The sequence below is a fragment of the Chryseobacterium pennae genome, from assembly GCF_003385515.1.
Lineage (GTDB): Bacteria > Bacteroidota > Bacteroidia > Flavobacteriales > Weeksellaceae > Chryseobacterium > Chryseobacterium pennae.
The window spans coordinates 77354-101437 of record NZ_QNVT01000007.1 but is presented as its reverse complement, the minus strand read 5'-3'; the positions used below and the strand labels follow the sequence as shown (position 1 = coordinate 101437).

The 24084-nt window shown below is 35.6% G+C and carries 22 protein-coding genes; 17 read left to right on the top strand and 5 right to left on the bottom strand.

Going from position 1 to position 24084, the window contains the following annotated elements:
• Window positions 1-152 precede the first annotated feature (152 nt).
• A complete protein-coding gene (locus DRF65_RS09430) occupies window positions 153-2222 on the bottom strand; it encodes a protein-disulfide reductase DsbD family protein (RefSeq protein ID WP_115970584.1) in 2070 nt (689 codons plus the stop codon).
• Window positions 2212-3561, bottom strand: coding sequence for a tRNA lysidine(34) synthetase TilS (gene tilS, locus DRF65_RS09425; RefSeq protein WP_115970510.1), 1350 nt, complete (start codon window positions 3559-3561; stop codon window positions 2212-2214). The genes DRF65_RS09430 and tilS overlap by 11 nt, the downstream gene beginning before the upstream one ends.
• A gap of 87 nt (window positions 3562-3648) precedes the next feature.
• Between tilS and DRF65_RS09420 the strand changes: the two genes are divergently transcribed.
• The 7 genes from DRF65_RS09420 to DRF65_RS09395 all read left to right on the top strand — a co-directional run bounded on the left by DRF65_RS09420 (window position 3649) and on the right by DRF65_RS09395 (window position 11121).
• Window positions 3649-4482, top strand: a complete 834-nt coding sequence (locus tag DRF65_RS09420) for an OmpA family protein (RefSeq protein ID WP_115970509.1) — start codon at window positions 3649-3651, stop codon at window positions 4480-4482.
• A gap of 209 nt (window positions 4483-4691) precedes the next feature.
• On the top strand, window positions 4692-7187 hold the full coding sequence (locus DRF65_RS09415) for a M1 family metallopeptidase (protein WP_115970508.1): 2496 nt from the start codon (window positions 4692-4694) through the stop codon (window positions 7185-7187).
• Between the two features lie 483 nt (window positions 7188-7670).
• Window positions 7671-7826 (top strand): CCPGW family putative bacteriocin, encoded by a 156-nt coding sequence (locus tag DRF65_RS29340; RefSeq protein WP_409013142.1) that lies wholly within the window; start codon window positions 7671-7673, stop codon window positions 7824-7826.
• Window positions 7827-7964: 138 nt separating this feature from the next.
• On the top strand, window positions 7965-8612 hold the full coding sequence (locus DRF65_RS09410) for an O-methyltransferase (RefSeq protein WP_115970507.1): 648 nt from the start codon (window positions 7965-7967) through the stop codon (window positions 8610-8612).
• A gap of 71 nt (window positions 8613-8683) precedes the next feature.
• Entirely contained in the window at window positions 8684-9400 is a 717-nt protein-coding gene (locus DRF65_RS09405) for a C40 family peptidase (protein WP_115970583.1), read from the top strand.
• A 3-nt stretch (window positions 9401-9403) separates the two neighbouring features.
• On the top strand, window positions 9404-9871 hold the full coding sequence (locus DRF65_RS09400) for a DUF1648 domain-containing protein (protein WP_115970506.1): 468 nt from the start codon (window positions 9404-9406) through the stop codon (window positions 9869-9871).
• 11 nt (window positions 9872-9882) lie between these two features.
• On the top strand, window positions 9883-11121 hold the full coding sequence (locus tag DRF65_RS09395; RefSeq protein WP_115970505.1) for a 3-deoxy-D-manno-octulosonic acid transferase: 1239 nt from the start codon (window positions 9883-9885) through the stop codon (window positions 11119-11121).
• On the opposite strand, the gene DRF65_RS09390 is transcribed toward DRF65_RS09395, so the two are convergent.
• The 3 genes from DRF65_RS09390 to DRF65_RS09380 are packed head-to-tail and all read right to left on the bottom strand — an operon-like array spanning window position 11113 to window position 13498.
• The gene (locus DRF65_RS09390) at window positions 11113-11739 is read right to left on the bottom strand and encodes a calponin homology domain-containing protein (RefSeq protein WP_115970504.1); all 627 of its coding nucleotides are present in this window, start codon (window positions 11737-11739) and stop codon (window positions 11113-11115) included. The two genes, DRF65_RS09395 and DRF65_RS09390, sit on opposite strands and share 9 nt — an antisense overlap.
• 1 nt (window position 11740) lies before the next feature.
• Window positions 11741-12496 (bottom strand): glycosyltransferase family 2 protein, encoded by a 756-nt coding sequence (locus DRF65_RS09385; RefSeq protein ID WP_115970503.1) that lies wholly within the window; start codon window positions 12494-12496, stop codon window positions 11741-11743.
• Between the two features lie 24 nt (window positions 12497-12520).
• A complete protein-coding gene (locus DRF65_RS09380) occupies window positions 12521-13498 on the bottom strand; it encodes an acyltransferase family protein (protein ID WP_115970502.1) in 978 nt (325 codons plus the stop codon).
• 198 nt (window positions 13499-13696) lie between these two features.
• Here DRF65_RS09380 and DRF65_RS09375 point away from each other — a divergent pair, with 198 nt between their 5' ends.
• The 10 genes from DRF65_RS09375 to bshB1 all read left to right on the top strand — a co-directional run bounded on the left by DRF65_RS09375 (window position 13697) and on the right by bshB1 (window position 24074).
• Window positions 13697-14176: a lipocalin family protein gene (locus tag DRF65_RS09375; protein ID WP_115970501.1), complete on the top strand. Its 480-nt coding sequence runs from the start codon at window positions 13697-13699 to the stop codon at window positions 14174-14176.
• A gap of 179 nt (window positions 14177-14355) precedes the next feature.
• On the top strand, window positions 14356-17169 hold the full coding sequence (gene leuS / locus DRF65_RS09370) for a leucine--tRNA ligase (protein WP_115970500.1): 2814 nt from the start codon (window positions 14356-14358) through the stop codon (window positions 17167-17169).
• A gap of 240 nt (window positions 17170-17409) precedes the next feature.
• The gene (locus DRF65_RS09365) at window positions 17410-18273 is read left to right on the top strand and encodes a MotA/TolQ/ExbB proton channel family protein (RefSeq protein WP_115970499.1); all 864 of its coding nucleotides are present in this window, start codon (window positions 17410-17412) and stop codon (window positions 18271-18273) included.
• Between the two features lie 55 nt (window positions 18274-18328).
• Window positions 18329-18937, top strand: coding sequence for an ExbD/TolR family protein (locus DRF65_RS09360; RefSeq protein ID WP_115970498.1), 609 nt, complete (start codon window positions 18329-18331; stop codon window positions 18935-18937).
• Between the two features lie 10 nt (window positions 18938-18947).
• A complete protein-coding gene (locus tag DRF65_RS09355; protein ID WP_115970497.1) occupies window positions 18948-19514 on the top strand; it encodes an ExbD/TolR family protein in 567 nt (188 codons plus the stop codon).
• 27 nt (window positions 19515-19541) lie between these two features.
• Entirely contained in the window at window positions 19542-20384 is an 843-nt protein-coding gene (locus DRF65_RS09350; protein WP_115970496.1) for an energy transducer TonB, read from the top strand.
• A gap of 77 nt (window positions 20385-20461) precedes the next feature.
• On the top strand, window positions 20462-20659 hold the full coding sequence (locus DRF65_RS09345; RefSeq protein WP_185018900.1) for a C4-dicarboxylate ABC transporter: 198 nt from the start codon (window positions 20462-20464) through the stop codon (window positions 20657-20659).
• Window positions 20649-21527, top strand: coding sequence for a PstS family phosphate ABC transporter substrate-binding protein (locus DRF65_RS09340; protein WP_115970494.1), 879 nt, complete (start codon window positions 20649-20651; stop codon window positions 21525-21527). The genes DRF65_RS09345 and DRF65_RS09340 overlap by 11 nt, the downstream gene beginning before the upstream one ends.
• Before the next feature lie 92 nt (window positions 21528-21619).
• Window positions 21620-23272, top strand: coding sequence for a tetratricopeptide repeat protein (locus DRF65_RS09335; RefSeq protein ID WP_115970493.1), 1653 nt, complete (start codon window positions 21620-21622; stop codon window positions 23270-23272).
• Window positions 23273-23354: 82 nt separating this feature from the next.
• On the top strand, window positions 23355-24074 hold the full coding sequence (bshB1, locus tag DRF65_RS09330; RefSeq protein WP_115970492.1) for a bacillithiol biosynthesis deacetylase BshB1: 720 nt from the start codon (window positions 23355-23357) through the stop codon (window positions 24072-24074).
• Window positions 24075-24084: the final 10 nt, after the last annotated feature.

Below are 24084 nucleotides of genomic sequence, written 5' to 3'. Positions count from 1 at the left end.
AAATATGTAATAAATTATTGTTTTTATTAAATAATTATGCTTAAAAGGTGTTAAAAAGCATGCTTGGATATAGATGATCTGTCTGGGTTTCAATGATAAAAAAAAACTCACACTGAAAAAGTGTGAGTTTAGAATATATGTAAAATGTTTATTTACTTGTTTTTCTTGAAGTAATTCACTCCGCATTCCAGAAATTTTTTGAAGTCTTCCTTCGGCATATACCCTGAAACAGGTGTATTGATTACTTTTCCATCCGGAGTTATTAAGACATAGTGTGGCTGGGAGTTGTTATTAAAGTTAACCTGCTGGAATAAGCTCCAACGGTCTCCAATAGTTTTAACCTTTTTGATCTGTCCCTCCCCAAGGTCAATTTTTGTTTTTTGATCTTCAGGAAGCTCTTCCTTGTCATCTACGTATAAAGAAGCCAGAACAATATCATTTTGAAGGATCGGTAAAATATCCGCTTCACTCCATACAAACTCTTCCATTTTTCTACAGTTTTCACAACCATACCCTGTAAAGTCAATTAAGATCGGTTTATTTTCCTTTTTAGCAAGCTCTATGGCTTTAAAGAAATCATGTTCAGGGTGCATGCCTAAAATACCGTCTTTTTCATCATGGAAGTAGCTCACGTTCAATGGAGGCAGGATTCCACTTAATAACTGAAGTTTCGGACGGTCGGACGGAATCAATCCCTGAATCAGATAGATCACAAATCCGATTCCTAATGCCCCTAATATTTTTCTTGTAATTGAAATCTTAGGTTTTTTATCATCATGCGGGAATTTGATTAATCCAAACAGATATAAAGCTAATCCTAAAGCAACAATGATCCATATGGCGATGAAAAGTTCTCTTTTTAAGAAGAAAGTCTTCGATACAAGGTCTGCTTTTGATAAGAATTTTAAAGCTAAAGCCAGTTCTACAAAACCTAAAACCACTTTCACAGTATTCATCCATCCTCCTGATTTCGGAAGACTTTGTAATGCCTGCGGGAATAAAGCCAATAATCCGAAAACAATAGCCCAAGCTAATCCGAATCCTGCCAGGGCAAACGTTAACAGCATCGGAACATTAGAAGAACCGGTTACAGCACTTCCCAATAGACTTCCCAGAATTGGACCGGTACAAGAGAAAGAAACGATTACCAGTGTTAATGCCATAAAGAAAATACCGATGATACCACCTGCTTCTTCAGCTTTTGAAGACTTGTTGGCAATAGAGCTAGGCAACGTAATATCATAATATCCGAAGAAACTTCCGGCAAAGAAGATGAATATGATAAAGAAAGCAATATTCAGCCATACACTTGTGGAAATCTCATTGAAAATATTTCCTGCAATACCATCAATAATATGGAAAGGAATACTTAATAAAATGAAAATAAGAAGGATGAAAAATCCGTAGATCAAAGCATCTCTTTTCCCTTTAGCCTTATCCTTACTTCCTTTCGTAAAGAAAGAAACCGTTAAAGGGATCATAGGGAATACACATGGAGTCAATAAGGCGATTAAGCCTCCAATGAAACCTAAAAACAGATAAGTCCAATAGTTTTCTTCTACTTTTGTAGTGGCTGTACCACAATCCGTTAATGGATTTTTGAAATCAAGGGTTTCAATTTTTAACTGTTTAGGATCCAGTACAGAGGTTTCGGCCACGGTAACTTCTGTTTTGGTTGGATTTTCAGTTACTGTTTCCACTGTTTTTACAGAATCTTTTACAGGCTCTGTAGTTTCTTCAGGGGTAGCTGCCTCAGTTACCCCTTTTGGAGTCACCTTCTGATTGAATTCTAAAGTATTGGGAGCAAGACAAACCCTGTCATCACAGGTCTGATAAGTAATTTCAGACGTTACATCAGCAGGTTTTGCAGGATCTTTTAATTTGAATTTCTGCTTGAATCCAGCGGTATTGGAATAGAAAACAATAGTTCCTCCGAAAGCTTCAGAGAATTCTTCATGTTTTTTACCCACTTCAGTAAATTTTCCGATAAGTTCAATATTCTTTCCTGAAACCTTGTATTCGGTTGGAATTCCCGTATCTTCAGGAAGATCTTTGGAGTAGATATGCCAGCCTTTTTCCATGGTAGCATTCAAAACCGCCTCATACTGGTTGTTGCCCAGATCGTTGATGGTAAACTTAAACTTTACAGGATTTTTAATCTGTGCATTAATTCCTGTTGCTAAAAAGAGTAGAATTAATAAAAACCAATTTCTAAATTTCATTTTTCGTTTCATTAAAAATTTTGAGAATACGTTCTGTTTTCTCATCCTTTGCATATCTTCTATCTTGTCTGAAAGGTATGATTCCAAGTACGGAATTGTTACTGTCAGACAATATCCAAATTTTTTGCCTCGCTAAAATAGATAATTTTTCGTCCCTAAAAAATTTAGAAACTTTCTTTTTCCCCGAAAATCCCATCGGATAAAATTCATCACCATCCTGCTGTTTTCTTAAATACAGTGGGAACTGAAGTTTTTCAGCATCAAAATCCCATTCTATATTTTTATTGAATCCATCAATGTCTGCAATAGAAACCTGAAGGTTGATCCTGATTGGGTTTTCTGATAAATCAAAATGATCAATCAGAAGAATTTCGTTTTCGCTTTCAGTGTCTTTACTTCTTTCAATAAAGACTAATTCGTTTCTGTTGACAATCAGCTGATATTCTTTAGAGAAAAAAGAACTGTTGTTTTCTGCTTTAAAAATTTTGGGAATTTCCTCTTCCTGATTGAACCCATATTTTTTTAAAATTTCAAACTTGACAAAATCACTTTCCTGATCCAGCTTTTCCTTTGATAGGATTTTATGGTCTGGGTTAAATATACTAAGCTTATTTTCTATCTCCTGGATCTGTTTTTGAACAAAATTTCTGGTTTGGTTCAGATATGAGGAACTTTTTTTAAAGTTTTCCAGAAAATGCTCATTGGTTTCCTGCAATTTTGGGACAATCTCATTTCTGATCTTGTTTCTCAAATAATCACTTTTTTTATTGGAGAGATCTTCCCGGAATTCAATCGTATTGTCTTCTGCAAATCTATAGATTTCCTGTTTTGAAAACTGTAAAAGCGGGCGAAGAATATTATTGTCATTGGAAGGGATGCCGCTCAGACCATTAATTCCGGCAGCTTTAGACAGATTGATAATAAAAGTTTCCAGCTGGTCGTTCAGGTGATGGGCGGTAACCAGAAATTCCAGTTTTTCCTTTTCCTGAATTTCCTTAAAAAAAGCATACCGGAGTTCTCTTGCCCAAAGCTGAATAGAATTTTCCGGTTTTTTATCCTTTTCAGAAACTTCGTACAGGTGAAACATAATATGATTTTTCTCACAAAAATCCTGTACCACTTTCTGATCAAGAGCTGAATCTTCCCCGCGAAGTTTGTAATTGATATGGGCTATCTGAAATGAACATCCCGGACGTTGTTTTTCGTCTCTTAAATCCCTGAATAAAGAGGCTAAAACCATAGAATCGGCACCTCCGCTCACTGCTAAAAGATAGCTGTGGTTTTCAGGTTGCTGAATAAGATTTTCTAATTGTTTTCTGAAGCTTGATTTTTTCAACATAGATGTTGAGAATTTCTTTTATGCAAAGATAAACCATATAATTCAATTGAATTTCCCTAACTTTGAGTAGTCTAAAAATGATTACTTATGAAGATTTTTAAAATTTTAGCGGTTTCTGCAGTGGCGTTGGGAATGACATCTTGTGTAAGCAAGAAGCAGTATGATGCCTTAAGCACAAACTATAAGGAGTGTATTGAAAATATCGGAGAAAGACAAAGAGAAATTCAGGATTTGAAATCTCAGAACTCTGCATTGACAGGTGAAAATAATTTATTAAAAAGCCAACATGATGCTTTAAAATCATCATTGGATGCATGTCTTTCCAATACAGGAAAAAGCTCTGCTAATATTGACAAACTTGTGGGAGAGATCAATGCTTCCAATTCATATATCAAGCAGTTGATTTCTAGCAATGCTAAAAACGACAGCTTAAATCTTGCTTTGTCTAATAAGCTGAAGAGATCTTTAGATAATGTATCTGATGAAGACGTACAGGTGAAAGTCTTGAAAGGAGTGGTAATGATTTCCCTTTCAGACAAAATGTTATACAAAACAGGAGATTACAATATCTTGCCTGCTGCCCAGGAAGTGTTGGGTAAAGTAGCTAAAGTAATCAATGATTATGATAAATATTCAGTATTGATCGAAGGTAATACAGATAACGCTCCGCTAAATTCTGTAAACTTACCAAGAGACAACTGGGATCTTTCTGCATTAAGAGGTACATCTGTTGCTAAGGTTCTTCAGACTCAGTTTGGAGTAGATCCGGCGAGAATAACCGCAGGAGGTCGTTCTGAATACAACCCGAAAGCGACGAATATGAGTGTTTCCGGAAGATCAGAAAACAGAAGAACGGAAATTATCATCATGCCTAAACTGGATGAATTCATGAAGCTGATGGATATTGCTCCTAAAAAATAATTACTGAATAATACAGTACACAAGATCCCGATTTTTCGGGATCTTTTTTTATGCAATGAAATGTCTGTTTTGGATGTAACTTTTAAATCAATAGCTCTACTTATTGAAAATAAATTGATATGATCTTTGGAAATCAATGAGATGTTTTACTGCTGAGAAAGGAGGTTGCCACCGCTTATCATGAATTTACCCATAAAAATAATAATCATATGAAAAGAATTATTCTATCGGTAAGCTTATTAGTTTTCTCTTTATCCGGAACGGCTTTTGCCCAAACAGAGACTTCAGGAAGAGAAAAAATATATAAAGCAACCCATACGAAAAAAACAGAACTGAAGCATACCAAACTGAAAGTAAATTTTGATTACCAGAAGGAGGAAATGAACGGAGAAGAATGGCTTACGGCATCACCTTATTTCTATCCGTCAGATTCATTGGTGCTGGATGCAAAAGGAATGCTGATTCACGAAGTGGCAATGGATAGAGGAGGAAGTAAGCTTCCATTAAAGTATCAGTACAGTAATAACCTTCTTACAATCAACCTGGATAAAACATACAGCCAAAATCAGGATTATACGGTTTATATCAAATATACTTCCCGGCCTAATGTAGTGGACCAACAGGGAAGTCCGGCAAAGGGGTTGTATTTCATTAATTCCGATGGCAAGGATTCTGATAAACCTACCCAAATCTGGACAGATGGTGAATCTGAATTTTCATCTGTATGGTTTCCTACTATTGATAAACCGAATCAAAAAACTACCCAGGAAATTTATATGACCGTTCCGGATAAATACATAACCCTTTCTAATGGTATTTTAAAAGAGTCGCAGAAAGAATCCGGTAATATGAGAACGGATCATTGGGTAATGGAGAAAAGGCATGCGGTATATCTTTTCTTTATGGGGGTTGGAGAATATAGTGTTGTAAAAGATAAATGGAAGGATGTTCCAATAGATTATTATATAGAAAAGGAATATGAACCTTATGCCAGACAGATCTTCGGAAATACCCCTGAAATGATGGAGTTTTTCTCTAAAAAGCTAAACTATGACTATCCCTGGCCGAAATATTCACAAATAACCGGAAGAGATTATCCAAGCGTAGCCATGGAAAACACAACTGCTACCCTTCATAATATGGGAGTATTGCAGAAACCAGGACAATTAATTGATGAAAATAGATGGGAAGAATATATTGCTCATGAGCTGTTTCATCATTGGTTCGGGGACCTGGTAACTGCAGAGAGCTGGAGTAATCTTACGTTGAATGAATCATTTGCTAACTATTCCCAATATCTCTGGAACGAATACAAATATGGAAAAGATCAGGCAGATTATCATTTAATGTCTAATATCAATAAGTATATCAGCAACCCTTCGGAATTTAAGAAAGATCTTGTAAGATTCAGTTATGATTCTCCCGAAGATGTTTTTGATGTGGTATCCTATGAGAAAGGAGGCGGCATTCTTCACATGTTGAGAAACTATTTAGGGGATGATGCTTTTTTTGCAGGAACAACTGATTTCTTAAAAACCTATGAATATAAAAATGCAGAGGCCCAGCAATTAAGATTATCATTTGAAAAAATATCAGGAAAAGATCTGAATTGGTTTTTTAACCAATGGTATTACGGAAACGGGAATCCCAAATTAGAGTATTCATATACTTTTGAGCCTGTTAAAAAACAGGTAGAAGTAGTCATTAATCAATCACAAGAAGTCCCTTTTGAGTTTCCTTTGGCAATAGATGTCTATGATAATGGAAAACCTACAAGGTATAATGTTTGGGTAAATGCCAGGGCGAAAAATACTTTTAGTTTTAATGCTTCCGGGAAACCTGACCTGATCAATATCAATGCAGACGGAATATTACTTTCCGAAATCACAGAGAAGAAAACAGCAGAACAAAATTTAATGCAGTTTACCCATTCTAAAGAATTTTTAAGTCGCCTTAAAGCATTGGCCGGAATTAAAGATGATCTGAGTAATCCGGCATCTGTTAAACTGTTGTCTGCTGCCTTAAAGGACCCTTTCTTCAGAATAAGAATTAAAGCGTTGGAAATATTAGATCTTACCAATACATATCAGAATAAAAATCTGGCAACAGAAGTTGAAAAATTGGCAGTTAATGATCCAAGAACGTTAGTGCAGGCTGCGGCTATCTCTGCTTTGATAAAGACAAAAAATAAAAAATATCTGCCGGTATTTGAAAAAGGAATAGGAGCGGTATCTAATGCCGTAAAAACAAATTCACTACTTGCCATCATTGCTACTGATCCCTCAAAAACGAAAACTCTTACTGATAAGATTGATCTTTCAGAGGCTTCTAAGGATGTACTTATCAAAATGCTTCCTATTGTTGTTCAAAATAAAATAGATTCCCAGATGCAGTATACTGTTCCCATTGTAGCTTTTTATCCATTAATAAAACCCAATAATCCGGAATTGGGGAAATCTGCAGAAGAAGGATTCAACAGGATTATGGAGTCTGATAATATTGCTGCTACGGAGAGAATTACCAGGATTTTAGATAGTGCAAAAGCTCAAATGGTAAAAACTCCAGAGATTAAAAAAGCAATTTATAATATGTTGGAGAGCGGATTGAATAAAAAGAACGAACTTTTGAAAAACAATCCACAGAAAAAGGAGAGTATTAATAAGCAGATCACTGCTCTGAAACAAATACTTGAGATGTATAAATAGATATTTCGTTATAAAAATATTCCAAAAATAAATCCCGAAGAAATTCGGGATTTATTTTTTAATCAAATTAATTCTTCTTTTTTCAAAAGGGAAATAATTCGCTTCAAAAAAGGATTGGATATTTCAGTCTTGTTTTTTCTTGCAGAAGACTGTGTACTTCTTTTCAGAGGTACTTTTTTTTGATTCTCATGGTTAGTTTGTAGTTGGTCTTCTGCAATCATTTTGTTTTCCAGTGTTTTTACCCCTTCGTTCTCTTTGCAAACTTATCATTAATGCCTCATAAAAAACATCCGTATTTTCCCGGAATTTTGTACGGTGTTTTTCCCGGAATTTAGAGGGGTAAATTCTATAAGATATTTTATTATAAATATAATTGCCTGATTAATAAAAGAATGCATATATTTAAATCTCCATAATAGGAAATAAATATAGAGTTGTCCGAAAATCTTAAAGAGTAGGAAATTAATACTAAACAAAATAATTATGAAAAATTCAAAAAAACTTTCAAGAGGAGAAATGAAAACCGTACAAGGTGCTATTAAAGGATGTAATCCTCAGATATTTTGTACCAGTCCACAGACAAAGTGTTGCCCAGGATGGGTCTGTGCCGGTATAAGACAATATTGTATAGCCATATAATGATTTTTTACTTAAAAGTTAGATACACCTAAGAAAAAGAGAGGAATTAATTCCTCTCTTTTTTTATCTTATACTGACCAGAGGCGGTTTGTTTAAAAAGAATTTTAAAATCCTTAAATTTGTTTAAATTAAAATTGTATGAGTTTTTTTGAAGAAAAGAATCCTGAAATGGATAGATATTTGGAAGCACACGCTTCCTCAGAATCAGAAATTCTGAAAAAACTGAGAAGAGAAACTTATCAGAAAACAACACAGCCGCACATGATTTCAGGCTATCAGCAGGGAAGGTTGCTGACTATCATTTCCCAAATGCTGCAACCTAAAAGTATCCTTGAAATAGGTACGTTTACAGGATATGCTACTCTGTGCCTGGCCTCAGGATTAGCAAAGGACGGTAAGATCACTACATTGGATGTGAATGAAGATCTGGCCTATCTGCCAAAGAAATATTTTGAATCCAGTGAATATGCTGCTCAGATTGATTTTAAACTTCAGGATGCTAAAGAATTTTTAAAAGAAACAGATGAATTTTTTGATTTGATTTTTGTAGATGCAGACAAAGAAAACTATGCAGATTATTTCAGATTGATAAAGCCTCATACCCGATCCGGATCAGTAGTGATGTTCGATAATGTTTTGTGGTATGGAAAAGTACTTGAGGAAAATCCAAAACTTAAATCTACTCAGTCTATTCAGGAGCTGAATGATTTAGTGGCAAAAGACGAAGATTTTGAAAATCTTATTTTACCTTTGCGTGATGGAGTAAATTTTCTGAGAAGAAAATAATTAAAAGACAGGAGAAATACATGCAATGTAATTTCCACATCTTTTACTTTCCTAATTTCTAAATGAATAAAATGAATAAAGGGATTTGTATCGTAACAGTAGCGCCGGTTCGTGCAGAAGGTTCTGACAAAGCAGAGATTGTTACAGAAATATTGTTTGGGGAAAGTGCAGATATTTTGAAGGTCGATAAAAACTGGACCAGAATAAAAATGCACTATGACGGCTATGAAGGATGGATAGATACCAAGCAGCTAAGGCCTGTAACAGACGAAGAACTGGCGAAGAGAAAAGTTACTGTAGTTACAGAAGACTTTTCCTCCGTATTGATGAAAGATGGGAAAACCCTTCTTTCTATGGGGTCTGAAGTGGAGTTTCCTGTTGTTGCTTCAAGAAGAAGTCATGATGTGAGGGAGAGCATTGCACTTACAGCCAAAGAATTTCTTAACGTTCCTTATTTATGGGGTGGCAAAAGCTTTTTTGCAGTAGACTGCTCAGGGTTTACGCAGTTGGTATACAAAGTACATAATATTAAAATTCCCAGAGACGCTTCCCAACAGGCTGAGGTGGGGGAGGCTCTCACTTTTGTGGAAGAAACACAGCCCGGTGACCTTGCCTTCTTTGAAAACGCTGAAGGAAAAATTATCCACGTTGGAATCATGCTGGAAAACCAGAAGATTATTCATGCCTCAGGAAAAGTGAGAATTGATACGTTGGATTCTACCGGAATTTTTAACGAGGAAATGAATAAGCATACCCATAAGCTGAGAGTACTTAAAAGTATTATTTAAAATATGAAAACTTCCGGCATATTATTAATCGTGAATACTCTGTTACTGATTGTAATCTGGGTTTTTACAGGAGTTAAATATGCTGAGCTGCCTGATATCATTCCTACCCATTTTAATTTTCAGGGAAAGGTAGATGGGGAATCCGGGAAAGCAACAATTTGGTTTTTAGTAGGTATTGCTACTTTGATTCACCTTCTTTTTCTTAGAATGTCCGGAAATCCGAATTCTCCGTTACTGAATGTTCCCCAAAGCTTTCGTAATACACAAACATTGAAACTATATCTGTTTTCTCTGGAGCTTCCAGTGATGATTTTATTTCTGGATATTATTGTTGAAAGTATCCGGGTGGCAGAAGGAAAGCAGACAGAGCTTAGTGATGCTGTTTTGTTTATTTTAGGGTTAATGTTTGCTGTGATTGGAATTGGACTTATAAAATCGGTTCGGGAAAGTAAAACAAAATCTAACAACTAGATCCATCAAAATTGAAATTACTTTATAACATATTTATCAGCCTTCTTATCTTTGGAATGAAGGTTTTTGCTTTATTTCACGATAAAACTAAAAAGGGCGTTGATGGAAGGAAGGAGTCTTTGAATAAAGTGAAGTCTGCTTTCTCCAAAACAGATAAGGTGATCTGGATGCATGCCGCGAGTTTAGGAGAGTATGAACAGGGATTGCCTGTTCTGGAAAAGCTTAAAGAACAATTTCCTGATTATAAAATTCTGATAACCTTCTTTTCACCGTCAGGATATGATAATGTTGTTAAGAAGAAACATATTGCGGATGTGATCTGTTATCTGCCATTTGATAAAAAAAGCATGGTAAGAGAGTTTATATCGCAATTTGATGTTAAACTATTTTTTACGGTTAAGTATGATTACTGGTATAACCTGCTGGCAGCACTTAAAGGAAAAAATACTAAGATCTATGTAATTTCAGCATTGTTCTATGAAAGACAATCGTTTTTCACTTCTTATGGAAAGTGGCTGGTAAAACAGCTTAAAGAAAATGTAGATTGGTTTTTTCATCAGACCCAATTCTCACTTGCACTAGCTAAGAGTGTTGGGTTGGTAAGATCCTCAGTAACGGGAGATACAAGATTTGATAGAGTGAAGCAACTTCGGAACCGTGATAATCATGTGGATCATATTACAGATTTTATAGGGAGTAATAAAGTGGTTGTTTTTGGTAGTTCTTGGCAGTCGGAAGAGAAAATTGCAGAAATGGTTTCCCTTAAAAATAATACCCTTAAAATGATTATTGCTCCTCATGACCTTAAAAGAGTAGAGCACCTGAAAAATACCTTTTCTGATGCTTTATTGTACAGTGAAATCAAAGATACCCAACATACCGTTTTCAATGCTCAAATTTTGATTATTGACAGTATTGGCTTATTGTCAAAGCTTTATTCCTATGCCGATATAGCCGTTGTAGGAGGAGGTTTTCATGATGCCGGTCTTCATAATATTCTGGAAGCGGCCACATTCGGCGTTCCGGTGATCTTTGGAAATCATTATAAAAAGAATCCTGAGGCAGATGATCTACTCTCTGTGAATGGAGGAAAGTCTTTTGCAGACGAACATGCCGCTGCAGAATTTGTTTTATTTATTTCCGGTGAAGACAATGAAGAAGAACTTGCAGAAATGTCCGGAAATGCAGAAAAATTCGTTAGCGAAAAACCCGATTCTACCCAGATGATTATGCAAAAGATTCTATCGTAAAAACCCCTGACTTTTTATCTCTTTCATAATCTGATCGATATTCTCGGGAATATTGTCTGATTCAAACCAATTAAGATCAAGTCCGTTATTAATACATAGTTTTTGAAGATAATTGTTCTCCAGTATTTTTTGATAAATGCTTCTTAGGAGCTCATCAAATTCCATCCAATAATCTTCATCCAGTTTCTTTATCAGAATCAAGGATTTAAATAGTTTATTGATGATATAAAGATAGAGTTTATAGACGTTGTCAAATCTTTGTCTGCTAAGGTCATTATTGTAATCCAAAACCTTGTCGATCATCAATAAATTCAGAGAAACTTCTCCAAATTTATCTGTTGTTATCTTAACATGTTCTGTAATTTCTGCACTTAGTTTCCGGATAATGGTCAGGAAATATTTTGCATTACCAATATATTTAGAGGCTAAAATAATTTTTTCTTCTACATCCGCTTCCTTGGCATTTCTTTTATCATCAGTGGTTTCCGGATCGATAAGCTCGAAATACAGTTTTTTAGACAATAATTTATCCTTTCTCAGAAGTCTGAAAATAAGTTTATCCTTCTCTGTGCCGGTAAAAGCACTCAATGCTGCTTTAAACTCTTTTGAATACTCCATTTTAGTTGAATATTTTTGAATATTTCATAAACCCATTTAAGGCCCAATTTGCCGTATAATACAAAGATTTTAATGTAGAGAATCCCATAAAATCTTTGTACACCAGATACTGATCCTTAATGATATTCTTTTTCTTTCTGGAAACACTGTTCTCCCGCATTCTGTACTTTGCCATTGTTTTATTGATAGGAATTCCTTCCGGGATTACTTTTAGCAGATTTAGCCACATCACATGATCCTCACGCTTACTTTTTACAGGGAATAAAAATTTCCCTACTCTTTTGGTATCATACATCGTGGAAACCGGAGCCAGCCGGCATGTCTTCAGTAAATTCGAAAAAGTAACCACCTTATCCGCTAGAAAATCTTTTAATATAGGGCGAAGCTGCTCGTCACATCTTGAATAATTACAGTATACAAGCTCTGCGTTGTGTTCCTGCATATAATCTGTCATGGTCTCAAGATATTCAGGATGCCAGAAATCATCGGAATCCAGGAAAGCAATATATCTTCCCTGAGCTCTTTCAAGGCTGTTGTTTCTCGCATTTCCTGCACCTCCGTTTTTCTCCAGAACCTTAAGTTTGATTCTTGGATCATTGTATTTTCTGATCATCTCAACAGTGCTGTCCTTAGAAAGATCATCCGTAATAAGCCATTCCCAGTTTTCGTTGGTTTGGTTCAGAACAGATTGTATTGTTTCTTCTATAAATTCAGCTGAATTATAGCAGGGAGTGATAATGGAGACAAGGTCTTTCATTCGCGTTTTAAAATAGGTGTAAAATTATAAAAATCTTTTTTCATACAAGTGCCATGAGGCTATTCCCACTCCGATGACTGTAAACATACATACAATACTCATAAGGTAAGGATTGTAGTTGGCAAAAAGTCCCAATGTGGCAAATACCCTGATGATAGGGAAGTGGAAAATATAAATTCCATAAGTGAAATCCCCGTATTTCCCGAAATTATTCAGGAAGCTGAAGGAATAAGCAATATACAGAACAATAATACTGATCATTATCGGGGAAAAAAGTTTTATTTTAAAAATAAGATCAATCCAGACCGTAATAATAGCAATGATAAAAAGTAAATGTTTATGCTTGATAAATTTGTCGAAATGAAAATAAACAAGCATTCCTCCGATAAAATAACATAATGAACCCGGAAGCTGTCTTGAAAGTGCTGCTTTTCCTGTCATTTCAAAATAATTGAGATAGACCAGAGAAATGAAATAAAGAACGATCAGGCTAATGGTTCGGTATTTATTATTCTTTCCAAACAGTAAGAACATCAGTGGAACTGCTATATAAAAACATATTTCAATCTTAAGAGTCCATAATGCCCCGTTTACAGCCTGGTTGCCAAATACACCCGGAAGCCATGGAGCTTTGAAATTGAGGAATAGTGAATTCCAGAAAAGGTATTTATAAACCTGTGTATTGCTGAAATATTCAGTAAAAGATAAAGTACTGACCAGACTCAGGAGTATAGCACAAAGGAATACAACAAGCAGATAAGCAGGGACAATCCTGTTGAACCTTTTCTTGGCGTAGCTTTTTAGGCTTGATGCCCTTTCATAGCTTCTTGCAATCAGAAAACCACTCACAATGAAAAACGAGAAAACAGCAACTTCAACAGGGCTATGTGTTAAGAATAATAGCTTTTCAGAAGCACTTAAAGCGCCCAGATGTCCTACGAAGACAATAAAAGCGAGGAGAACACGAATGAAGTCAAAATTGTTTTTCGTTATAGCTTGCATTTTTTTTCTTTGTTACAAAAATAACTTTTTTAATAAAACAGAGGTGTTTTCGAATGTTCAATATTTGTTAAATAAAGGCAATATAGCCTCTCAATGTTTTAAAATATGTATAAATAAAAGCTGATAAAATAATTTTTCACAAAAAATAGTAATATAAATCAAAAAAAGTATAATTTTAGCGCTTGAAAAAATTGATCTATGAAGAAATTAGCACTACTATTTTTAGGTTTATCATTATTGGTAACTACCGGATGTAATAATAGCAACGAAATTGTTATAGAAGAACCGATTATTGGATTCTGGCAACCGATAAAAGAGGTGGTTACTACCGTTGAGGTAGGTGAGCAACCGATTTCAGATGTGATTACTTATACCGAATGTCAGAAAATGTCCAGATGGTGGTTCAGTACTGAGACAAGCGGGAAAAGAATAGATGTGCAGGATCCTACTACAGGAACCGCTTGTAACATTTTGCCTGATAAAAACTTTACCTATTCATATGATAAGAGCAGCAAAGCCCTTCAGATGAAATACCAGGGAGTGGTAGCACCGGTAAATACAAAAGTGGTAACATTGGATGCCACTACGCTCAATTTATCAGTAAGAGAAGAAACCGAAGATCCTACAATTTATAAAACAAGAACTATTACTTTTAAAAGGGTAAGCGCTAAGCCTTAATAGTGTATTTCAAGATATAATAAAGGTCTCATCTTCGGATGGGACCTTTTTGTTGAACCGAGAATTACAATTCATCATAATTTAAATTTCTATTTCCTTTAAAATCATTATTTTTGTGAATCTTGTTTAAAAGAAAACAATCCAATTATTTAAAGTCTAACATATAACATCTATATAAAGTGTTTTACGATCATCAGCAGATAGAAAAAAAGTGGCAGAAATATTGGGAGGAAAATCAAACCTATAAAACCTCCAACAATACCGATAAACCTAAATTTTATGTACTCGATATGTTTCCGTACCCATCCGGAGCAGGACTTCACGTAGGGCATCCACTGGGATACATTGCGTCAGATATCTATGCGAGATACAAAAGACATCAGGGGTTTAACGTTCTCCACCCGGTAGGATATGACAGCTTCGGGCTTCCTGCTGAGCAGTATGCGATCCAGACAGGTCAGCATCCGGCAATCACAACAGAGCAAAACATCAACAGATACGAAGAGCAGTTAAGAAAAATCGGATTTTCATTCGATTGGAGCAGAGAAGTAAGAACTTCCGATGCATCTTATTATAAATGGACACAATGGATTTTTATCCAATTGTACCACTCCTGGTATAATAAAAATACTGATAAGGCCGAAGCTATTGATACCCTGATCAAACATTTTGAAGAAAAGGGAACAGAAGGATTAAGTGCCAATCAGAACGATGAATTGAATTTCACTGCAGAAGAATGGGCAAACGCTTCAGCTATTGATAGAGAAGATATCTTACTAAATTATCGTCTTGCTTACAGAGCAGAGACTACGGTAAACTGGTGTCCTGCATTGGGTACAGTTTTAGCCAATGATGAGGTAAAAGACGGGAAATCTGAGAGAGGAGGATTTCCTGTATTCCAAAAGAAGATGATGCAGTGGAGTATGAGAATTTCTGCATACTCTGAAAGATTATTGCAGGGTCTCTCTACTTTAGACTGGCCACAGCCGTTGAAAGATTCTCAGGAATACTGGATCGGGAAATCTCAGGGAGCACAGGTTAAGTTTAATGTAGAAGGACATGACGAAATTGTTGAGGTTTTTACCACAAGACCTGATACCATCTTTGGAGCAACCTTTATGGTATTGGCTCCGGAAAACCCTTTAGTAGATACCATTACTACCGATGCTCAGAAAGTGGAAGTAGATACTTATATAGAAGAAACTTCCAAAAAGACGGAAAGAGACAGAATGTCTGACGTGAAAAACGTGAGCGGAGCTTTCACAGGAAGTTATGCTGTCAATCCATTCAGTGGAGAAAAAATGCCAATCTATATTTCAGATTATGTATTGATGGGTTATGGAACAGGATCCGTGATGGCTGTTCCTGCACATGATGAGCGTGACCACAGGTTTGCAAAGAAATTTAATTTAGAAATTAAAAAAGTAGTTGAAACTGAAGAAGACGTTCAGGAAAACTCTTTTGATTCTAAAGACTCTGTTTGTGTAAACTCAGATTTCTTAAATGGATTAAATTATAATGATGCCAAGTCAAAAATAATTGCAGAAATTGAGACGAAAGGTATCGGTCACGGAACTACAAACTACAGACAGCGTGATGCGATTTTCTCAAGACAACGTTATTGGGGAGAACCGGTTCCTATATATTATAAAGAAGGAATGCCATATACCTTACCAGTTTCTGCTTTACCATTGGAACTTCCTGAAGTTGAAAAATATTTGCCAACCGAAGATGGAGATCCACCACTAGGAAATGCTAAAACATTTGCGTGGGATGAAGAGAACCAGAAATTAGTTGCTACAGATTTAATTGATGACAAAACAATATTCCCGTTAGAATTATCTACAATGCCAGGGTGGGCTGGAAGCTCATGGTATTTCCTTAGATATATGGATCCTCAGAACGATGGTGAATTCTGTGCTAAGAATTTTTCAGATTATTGGGGACAGGTAGATTTATATATAGGAGGTAGTGAGCATGCAACCGGTCACTTATTGTATTCCCGTTTCTGGAACATGTTCTTAAAAGACAGAGGGTACATTAACAGTGATGAGCCTTTCCAGAAATTAATCAATCAGGGGATGATTTTGGGAATGAGTGCATTTGTGTACAGAATTGATGGTACTAATCAATACGTATCTAAAAATTTAGCCAACGAATACCAGACCCAGCAGATCCACGTAGATGTATCCTTATTAAAAGGAACATCTGATGAATTGGATACTGAAGCATTCAAAGCATGGAGGCCAGACTATGCCGATGCAGAGTTTATTTTGGAAGACGGAAAATACATCACAGGCCGTGAAGTAGAAAAAATGTCCAAGTCTAAATATAATGTGGTAAATCCTGATGACATCTGTGAAGAGTACGGAGCAGACGGTTTAAGATTGTATGAAATGTTCTTAGGTCCATTAGAGCAATCCAAACCCTGGAATACACAAGGTCTAAGTGGAGTATACGGTTTCCTTAAAAAATTCTGGAATCTTTATTTCAACGGGGATGTATTTGAAGTTTCTGATGAAGAGCCTACGAAAGCAGAATATAAAGTTCTACATACCTTAATTAAAAAGGTAGTTTATGATATTGAAAACTTCTCTTTCAATACTTCGGTATCTTCATTTATGATCGCTGTAAACGAGTTGCAGAAAATTAAATGTAACAAGCGCAATATTTTAGAACCGTTATCCGTTATCATCTCTCCGTATGCACCTCACATTTGTGAAGAATTGTGGAATTTACTAGGAAACGGTACATCAATAGAATTTGAACAATTCCCGGTATTGAATGAAGATTATCTGGTTGAGGATGAAATTGAGTATCCGGTAAGCGTAAACGGTAAAATGAAGTTCAAAATTTCTCTTTCAGCTCAATTATCTGCAAAGGAAGTGGAAGATTTGGTGATTTCAAATGAGAAAATGCAACAGATTTTGGAAGGCAAAACCCCTAAAAAAATCATTGTAGTCCCTCACCGTATTGTGAATATCGTAATTTAAAAAAAAATTAACATTGGGAAATTAAAAAAAATGGAGTCCTTATTTTTTAGATTTTTTAACTCAAATGTTAAATTTGAGGAAAATAAATAAAATATTTGCGAATAATTATAATATCAAAATCGTATTAAATTTTCTTTATTAAAAAATATCAAAATGTTTAATTAAGACTCTTGCATTTTAATTAATTTTGCCTTTAATTTACACCCTGTAAAATTTTAAAACAATATAATTTAGTTAAATATGGAAATGAATGTTTCAAAAAATGATGAGCAAGTAGTTGCTAGAAAAGCGGGAGGTTTAAATCCAGCTGTTATTATTCCTATTCTATTAGTTATAGGGATTTGTATTTGGTTATTCGTTTTAGGTAGTCCAAGTAATTTTAAAGCTGATCCAAGATTAGCAGGTGCATCAGTTGCTTTTTCTGATGTAGAAGGTAAAGAGATGCATCCAGAAGGATTCTTAGGGATGATCTACATGGGAGGTGTTATTGTACCATTACTTGTAACATTCATGATTACTGTAATTGTTTTCTCATTTGAAAGATACTTTGTATTAAGCAAAGCTTCAGGTTCAGGTAATGTAGACAACTTTGTAGTAAAAGTAAGAAGCTTACTAAACGGAAACAAAATTGACGAAGCTTTAGAAGAGTGCGACAGACAACAAGGTTCTGTAGGGAACGTTGTAAAAGAAGGTCTTACTACTTACAAAGCACTTGCTCACGATACTACTTTAAATAAAGAGCAGAAAATGGTAGCGCTTAACAAAGCTATCGAAGAAGCTACAACTCTTGAGATGCCAATGCTTGAGAAAAACATGATGATCCTTTCTACATTAGGTACTGTTGCAACGTTAGTAGCACTACTAGGAACGGTAATCGGGATGATTAGAGCATTCTTCGCTTTAGGTGCTAGTGGAGGTACTCCTGATGCAGCAGCTTTATCAATCGGTATTTCTGAAGCCTTGATCAACACGGCATTAGGTATTGGTACTTCTGCAGTAGCAATTATTCTTTATAACTTCTTTACTTCTAAAATTGACGGGTTAACTTATAAGATCGACGAGATCGCAATGAGCATCCAACAGTCTTTTGCTGAATTCCACTAAGATGGAACTGTGTTTTGCACAATAAAAGAAGTTTAAAAAATAATTTATAAAAATAATGGCGAGAATTAAACCAAAAAGACATGGAGTAGTTACGGACATGACCGCGATGTGCGACGTTACGTTCCTATTACTTACGTTCTTTATTATGACCACGCAGTTTAAAAAACCTGATGTGGAGCAGATCAAACCGCCATCTTCAATTTCGGAAAAATTACTTCCTGATGGTAGTTTAATGACTATTAATGCTACACCGGACGGGAAATTTTATTTCCAGCCAGTAGAAAATGCATCAGAAAGACTTGCACTTTTAGATAAAATGGGTCAAAAGTATGGCGTTACTTTTGATAATAATCAAAAAGCAGCTTTCCAGAAAGTTCAGGCTATTGGAGTTCCAATGAACCAATTAAAAGGGTATTTGGATTTGCCTGAAGATGAGCAGAAAAATTACAAGAGTCCTTCAGGGATTCCTATGGATAGTACAAATAAGCAATTAATTGACTGGGTAAAAGAAAGTTTAAGCGTTAATCCTGACTACAAGTTAGCCATCAAAGGTGACGTTACAACAAAATACCCTAAAGTTAAAAGCCTATTTGAGGGTTTAAGAGATATCGATTTTCTTAAATTTTGGTTGATTACATCACAAGAAGGTAAACCTAATGAATAATTAATAAGAAATGGCAGAAGTACAAGTACAGGATAAGAGTGCCAAGGGTGGCAAGGTTCGATCCAAGAAAAACAACCCCAGAGTCGATATGACTCCGATGGTTGACCTTAATTTCTTACTATTGATGTTCTTTATGTTTACGTCAACTTTTAGTAAACCGAATGTAATGGACTTAGGTCTTCCGGCTAAACCAAAGCCTACAGATCCTAAACCGGAACCAACAGAAATTAAACTTGCTAACTCTATCTCTTTATTACTAGGAAAAGATAATAAAGTGTTTTGGCACCAACAGGATGCAACATCCTTGAATGACCAAACCCTTATGGAAACTAGTTTTGACAGAGAAGGAATTAGAAAAGTAATTGAGCAAGCAAAATCTAGAGCGGTAGATCCAGCCAAATTTACGGTGATCATTAAGCCAACTGACGATGCTGTATATAAAAACTTTGTTGATATTCTAGACGAAATGGCAATTACCAAAAGTGAACAGTACGGTGTTACTGATATCAAACCTTGGGAGAAAGCTATTTATGAGAAAAAAGTAGGTGGTGCAGCTGCACCGGCTGCTACAAAGTAATTTAACCATAAAATTGTTATATTATCTATGGCAGATGAAAATGTATACGGTCAGAATCTTACTTTAGACGAAATCGTATTTGAAAATAGAAACAAGGAATATGGTGCCTATGATCTTAGACATCAGTATCCTAGACTTCTGACAAAATCTTTTATTGTTGGAACATCTATATTTCTTTTGGTAGCTTTATCTCCGTTCATCTATCTTACAATTAAGAACCTTACAGCTCCGCCTAAAACAGAAGTGAAGGCAGATCTTGTAAACATTGTTGAAGATGACCCGATTATTGAGCAGCCTAAAGAAGAAGAACCACCTCCACCACCTCCACCTCCAAAAGAGGAGCCAAAAATTGAGGTGATCCAGAACGTGGTTCCAGAGCCTGTAAAAGCTCCGAAAATTGAAACTCCACCTCCACCAATTTCTAAGCAGTTGGAAACTACAACTGGTTTGAATAATCAGGAGGGAGTAAAAGCTCCGGCTTATACACCACCACCGCCACCACCATCTACAGGAACAAAAACTGCAACTGTAGAAGTGAAAGCGAATAACCCTAACGAAATCTACAAAGATGTAGACCAGTCTGCAGAATATCCTGGAGGTATGGGAGCATTAAGAAAATACTTAGGTGAAAATTTCGATACTTCATTAATGGAAGGAGGTGAAGGTACACTTAAAGCTAAGCTTAAGTTCGTTGTAGAAAGAGACGGAACTGTTTCTGCAGTTACTATTGAAGAGAAATCTCCAAATGGCGACTTCAACAATGAAGCAATTCGTGTAGTTAAGAAACTTAAAAAATGGACTCCTGCGAAGAGAAACGGGGAGAGCGTTAGATCTTACTATAGCGTACCATTTACTATGAACTTTGAATAATTAAATTTATTCATTCAGAATATAAATAAAAAGAGAGGCTTATGCTTCTCTTTTTATTTTTTTCGTATTTTTGTTACATGATGTTCAAGTGGTTATCCCTTATTGCGGGATTGTTTTATATTGTCTTAGGAATTGTAGTAATGATCTACAGATTCTTTTTTACTATTTTAGACCCTATTATTGCCTATGCTTTAGGCGGGGTGTTTGCGCTTTATGGTGTATTCAGAATCTATAGAGCCATTTCACAAATCAAAAAATCCAAAGATGAAGAATAGCTTTTTTAAAGCTGCAGCTGTTGTTGCCCTTACTGTAATGGTAGCAGGCTGCAAAAAAAAGGATGATAATGCTCCTTCCTATAATAAAGGCAATCTAACAATTTTTACGGACGGTTCTTTTCAAAGTGTCACAGAAGCATTAGCTGATGGGTATATGATCAGTTATCCTGAAACGCATATTAAAGTAGAAACAAAAAAAGAAGATTTAGGTTTTCTGGACTTATTGAATAATAAGGCAAAGATTATTGTAATGTCCCGAAATCTTAATGCAGAAGAGATAAAAACTTACGAAGAAAGAACCGAATTAAAATTTACTCCTGCAAGATTTGCAGCAGATGCCGTGGTTTTTGTAGTTCCAAAAGATTCTCCTAGAGAAAGTATTTCAATGGATGAAATTAATAGCGGACTGCTTTCAGATAAGAAGGATTTTATTTTTGATGGCACGAACTCTAGTAATCTGAATTTTGTAGCTGAAAAATTAAAAAAACAGCCGAAAGACCTTAAATTTTCCATTATTCCTGGAAACCAGAAGGTCATTGAGGAGTTAGGAAAATATCCGGATAAAATAGGCGTTATAGGACTTAATACTTTCAGCCGACCTTATGATAAAACTTCTGAGAATTTGAGAGATATGGTGAAAGTTCTTCCGGTAGTTAATAATGGAAAAACTTACAATGCCGATTCTGAAGGGCTTCGTTCTATGGATTATCCATTTACCAGAGTTCTTTATTTTCTGGCTAACGAAGGCGGATTCAATATTGCAAGTGGATTTATAAGATTCTCATGTACTCATTTGGGACAGAAAATTGTTCAGAAAGAGGGCTTACAACCTTATAATCTGTACAAAAGAGAGGTACAGATGCGTTAAAAATTATTAAATTCACAATTTAACCATAATAAATAATATATTTTGGTCTGAAAATTGTGTAGAATATAACTCAATTGATTAGAAAATATAAAATGAAAGATATAATGATTATGAATGTAAAGAAGATTGCTTTTGGAGCAGCCGTGGTATTTTTTACCGGTTTTGCCACTGCACAGACGTTGCAGGATGGTATTAACAGTATAGACAGTGATAAATTTGCTCAGGCAAAAACAAACTTCACTGATATGATCGCTAAAGAGCCTACCGCTGAAAACTACTTCTATTTAGGGAATACTTTCTTAAAGCAAGGAGAACCTGATTATGCAAAGGCTACTGAAAACTTTAACAAAGGGCTGGCTGCTGATGGTAAAAGCTTTCTTAATAAAATCGGTTTAGCTACCGTAAAATTAGGAAAAGGAGACAAAAGTGCTATTGCTGAAATTCAGAAAGTAGTAACTGATTCTAAAGAAAAAGATGCTGATGTATTATTCAGAGCAGCAGAAGCTTTAACTTTATTTGAAAAGAACAGTTCTCCGGATCTTGCGATTCAATTCCTTACTAAAGCAATTGAAAAAGCTGAAAAGAAAGGAGTTCCTGCACATTATTATTATACTTTAGGAGATGCTTACAGATTGAAAAGATCACCAGGTGAAGCAATGTCTGCCTATGACAAAGCATTACCTTTAGCTAAAAACAAAGCTTCCGTTTACACAAGAATGGCTACTTTATGGATGGCTGCTCAACAATGGCAACAAGCAAAACAAAATATTGATAAAGCAATTGGAGTAGACGCTACCTATGCTCCTGCATATAAGGCTATGGCTGGATATGATATCAGATACCAGCAAAATGCAAAGGCTACACAAGATCTTATCAATTATACAAAATATGCTGATGAAGATCCATATACTCAATTAGAAATTTCTAAATTATACTTCACGAACGAAGATTACGCAAACTCTAAAACAGTTTTAGACAAGATCTTTGATAAAATTGAAGACCCTATCAAGTTCAAACTAAGAGCTTATCAGGACTACGCTGATAAAAACTATGCAGGGGCTAAGCAAAACATGGATACTTTTGTATCTCAGGCAGAGAAAACAAGAATATTACCAGCTGACCAAGGTCTACAAGGACTTATCGCTGCTGGATTAGCAAAAGATGAGAAAGATGCTGCTAAAAAATCTGCTTTAACAACAGAATCTCAACAAAAAATTGCTATTGCTAAAGCTGCAAAAGATGAAACAATGAAGTGGGATTTAGAATTGGCAAACATCGCTGGAGGTGGTGGTGCTTCTCAGGCTGACGTTGATAAAGGACCTACAAACCCTGCAATCGAAGCATTGAAGAAGCAAGTGGCTGCTAACAGCCAGGATTCTGATGCACTATTTAAATTAGCAACAGCTTACCAGGATGCTAAAAACTGGAACGGAGCGATCCTTACATGGCAGAAAATGTCAGCGCTTCTTCCTGATTGGGCACCGGCTTACTACAGCCAGGGGTATTCTTACCAACAGGCAGGAAACAACGACGCTGCAAAGATTGCTTATGAAAAATTCATCAGTACTGTAAAACCAGCTGATCAGGAAGCAAATAAACAGACTCTTGCTTATGCTTACTTTGCAGTAGCTTATATGAGCAAAGAATCTGATATGGCAAAAGCTAAAGACTATGTAGCGAAGTCACTACAGTTAGATCCTACTTATCAGGATGCTGTAAAACTTAATGCAGAGATCAACAAATAATTTAAAATTTAAATTATAGATATTAAAACTTCCCATTCGTAATGTTTGGGAAGTTTTTATTTTAAACCTTATCTTTGATTATATGAAAACTGATATACTTGCTTTTGGAGCACATCCTGATGATGTAGAACTAGGGTGTGGCGGAACTATTGCCAAAATGGTTTCTGAAGGAAAAAAATGTGTTGTGGTAGATCTTACCAGAGGAGAACTCGGAACAAGAGGTACTGATGAAACTAGAAAAGCAGAGGCAGCAGATGCTGCCAAAATTCTGGGGCTCTCTGCACGAGAGAATCTGGGAATGAAAGATGGCTTTTTGGTGAATTCCGAAGAATACCAAATGAGGATTGTAAAAATGATCCGCAAATACAGACCGGAAATCGTCTTAGCGAATGCAATTGATGACAGACATCCGGATCATGCAAAAGGAGCGAAATTAGTATCGGATGCGTGCTTTTTGTCCGGATTGAGAAAAATAGAGACGGTAGAGGAAGGAGAAGCTCAGGAAGTATGGAGACCCAAGCATGTTTTTCATTATATTCAGTGGAAAGATATCAAACCGGAATTTGTTATTGACATTTCAGAATTTCTGGATAAAAAAATTGCTTCATGTATGGCTTATAAAACTCAGTTTTATGACCCAACTTCTAAAGAGCCTGAGACTCCTATTACCACAAAAGACTTTTTTGAGAGTTTAACATACCGTGCACAGGATTTAGGCCGATTATCGGGAGTTACTTATGCTGAGGGATTTACATCTGAAAGATTAATTTCTTTGAAAAATTTTGACGGAATTGTTTGGTAGTTGAGGAAAT

Coding starts and splice junctions, on each gene's coding strand:
- DRF65_RS09430 (WP_115970584.1), bottom strand. CDS start 2,222: ATGAAATTTAGAAATTGGTTTTTATTAATTCTACTCTTTTTAGCAACA.
- DRF65_RS09390 (WP_115970504.1), bottom strand. CDS start 11,739: ATGGAGTATTCAAAAGAGTTTAAAGCAGCATTGAGTGCTTTTACCGGC.
- DRF65_RS09380 (WP_115970502.1), bottom strand. CDS start 13,498: ATGCAAGCTATAACGAAAAACAATTTTGACTTCATTCGTGTTCTCCTC.
- DRF65_RS09415 (WP_115970508.1), top strand. CDS start 4,692: ATGAAAAGAATTATTCTATCGGTAAGCTTATTAGTTTTCTCTTTATCC.
- DRF65_RS09400 (WP_115970506.1), top strand. CDS start 9,404: ATGAAAACTTCCGGCATATTATTAATCGTGAATACTCTGTTACTGATT.
- DRF65_RS09350 (WP_115970496.1), top strand. CDS start 19,542: ATGGCAGATGAAAATGTATACGGTCAGAATCTTACTTTAGACGAAATC.
- DRF65_RS09355 (WP_115970497.1), top strand. CDS start 18,948: ATGGCAGAAGTACAAGTACAGGATAAGAGTGCCAAGGGTGGCAAGGTT.
- DRF65_RS09360 (WP_115970498.1), top strand. CDS start 18,329: ATGGCGAGAATTAAACCAAAAAGACATGGAGTAGTTACGGACATGACC.
- bshB1 (WP_115970492.1), top strand. CDS start 23,355: ATGAAAACTGATATACTTGCTTTTGGAGCACATCCTGATGATGTAGAA.
- DRF65_RS09375 (WP_115970501.1), top strand. CDS start 13,697: ATGAAGAAATTAGCACTACTATTTTTAGGTTTATCATTATTGGTAACT.
- DRF65_RS09410 (WP_115970507.1), top strand. CDS start 7,965: ATGAGTTTTTTTGAAGAAAAGAATCCTGAAATGGATAGATATTTGGAA.
- tilS (WP_115970510.1), bottom strand. CDS start 3,561: ATGTTGAAAAAATCAAGCTTCAGAAAACAATTAGAAAATCTTATTCAG.
- DRF65_RS09385 (WP_115970503.1), bottom strand. CDS start 12,496: ATGAAAGACCTTGTCTCCATTATCACTCCCTGCTATAATTCAGCTGAA.
- DRF65_RS09420 (WP_115970509.1), top strand. CDS start 3,649: ATGAAGATTTTTAAAATTTTAGCGGTTTCTGCAGTGGCGTTGGGAATG.
- DRF65_RS09345 (WP_185018900.1), top strand. CDS start 20,462: ATGATGTTCAAGTGGTTATCCCTTATTGCGGGATTGTTTTATATTGTC.
- DRF65_RS09340 (WP_115970494.1), top strand. CDS start 20,649: ATGAAGAATAGCTTTTTTAAAGCTGCAGCTGTTGTTGCCCTTACTGTA.
- DRF65_RS09405 (WP_115970583.1), top strand. CDS start 8,684: ATGAATAAAGGGATTTGTATCGTAACAGTAGCGCCGGTTCGTGCAGAA.
- DRF65_RS09365 (WP_115970499.1), top strand. CDS start 17,410: ATGGAAATGAATGTTTCAAAAAATGATGAGCAAGTAGTTGCTAGAAAA.
- DRF65_RS29340 (WP_409013142.1), top strand. CDS start 7,671: ATGAAAAATTCAAAAAAACTTTCAAGAGGAGAAATGAAAACCGTACAA.
- DRF65_RS09335 (WP_115970493.1), top strand. CDS start 21,620: ATGAAAGATATAATGATTATGAATGTAAAGAAGATTGCTTTTGGAGCA.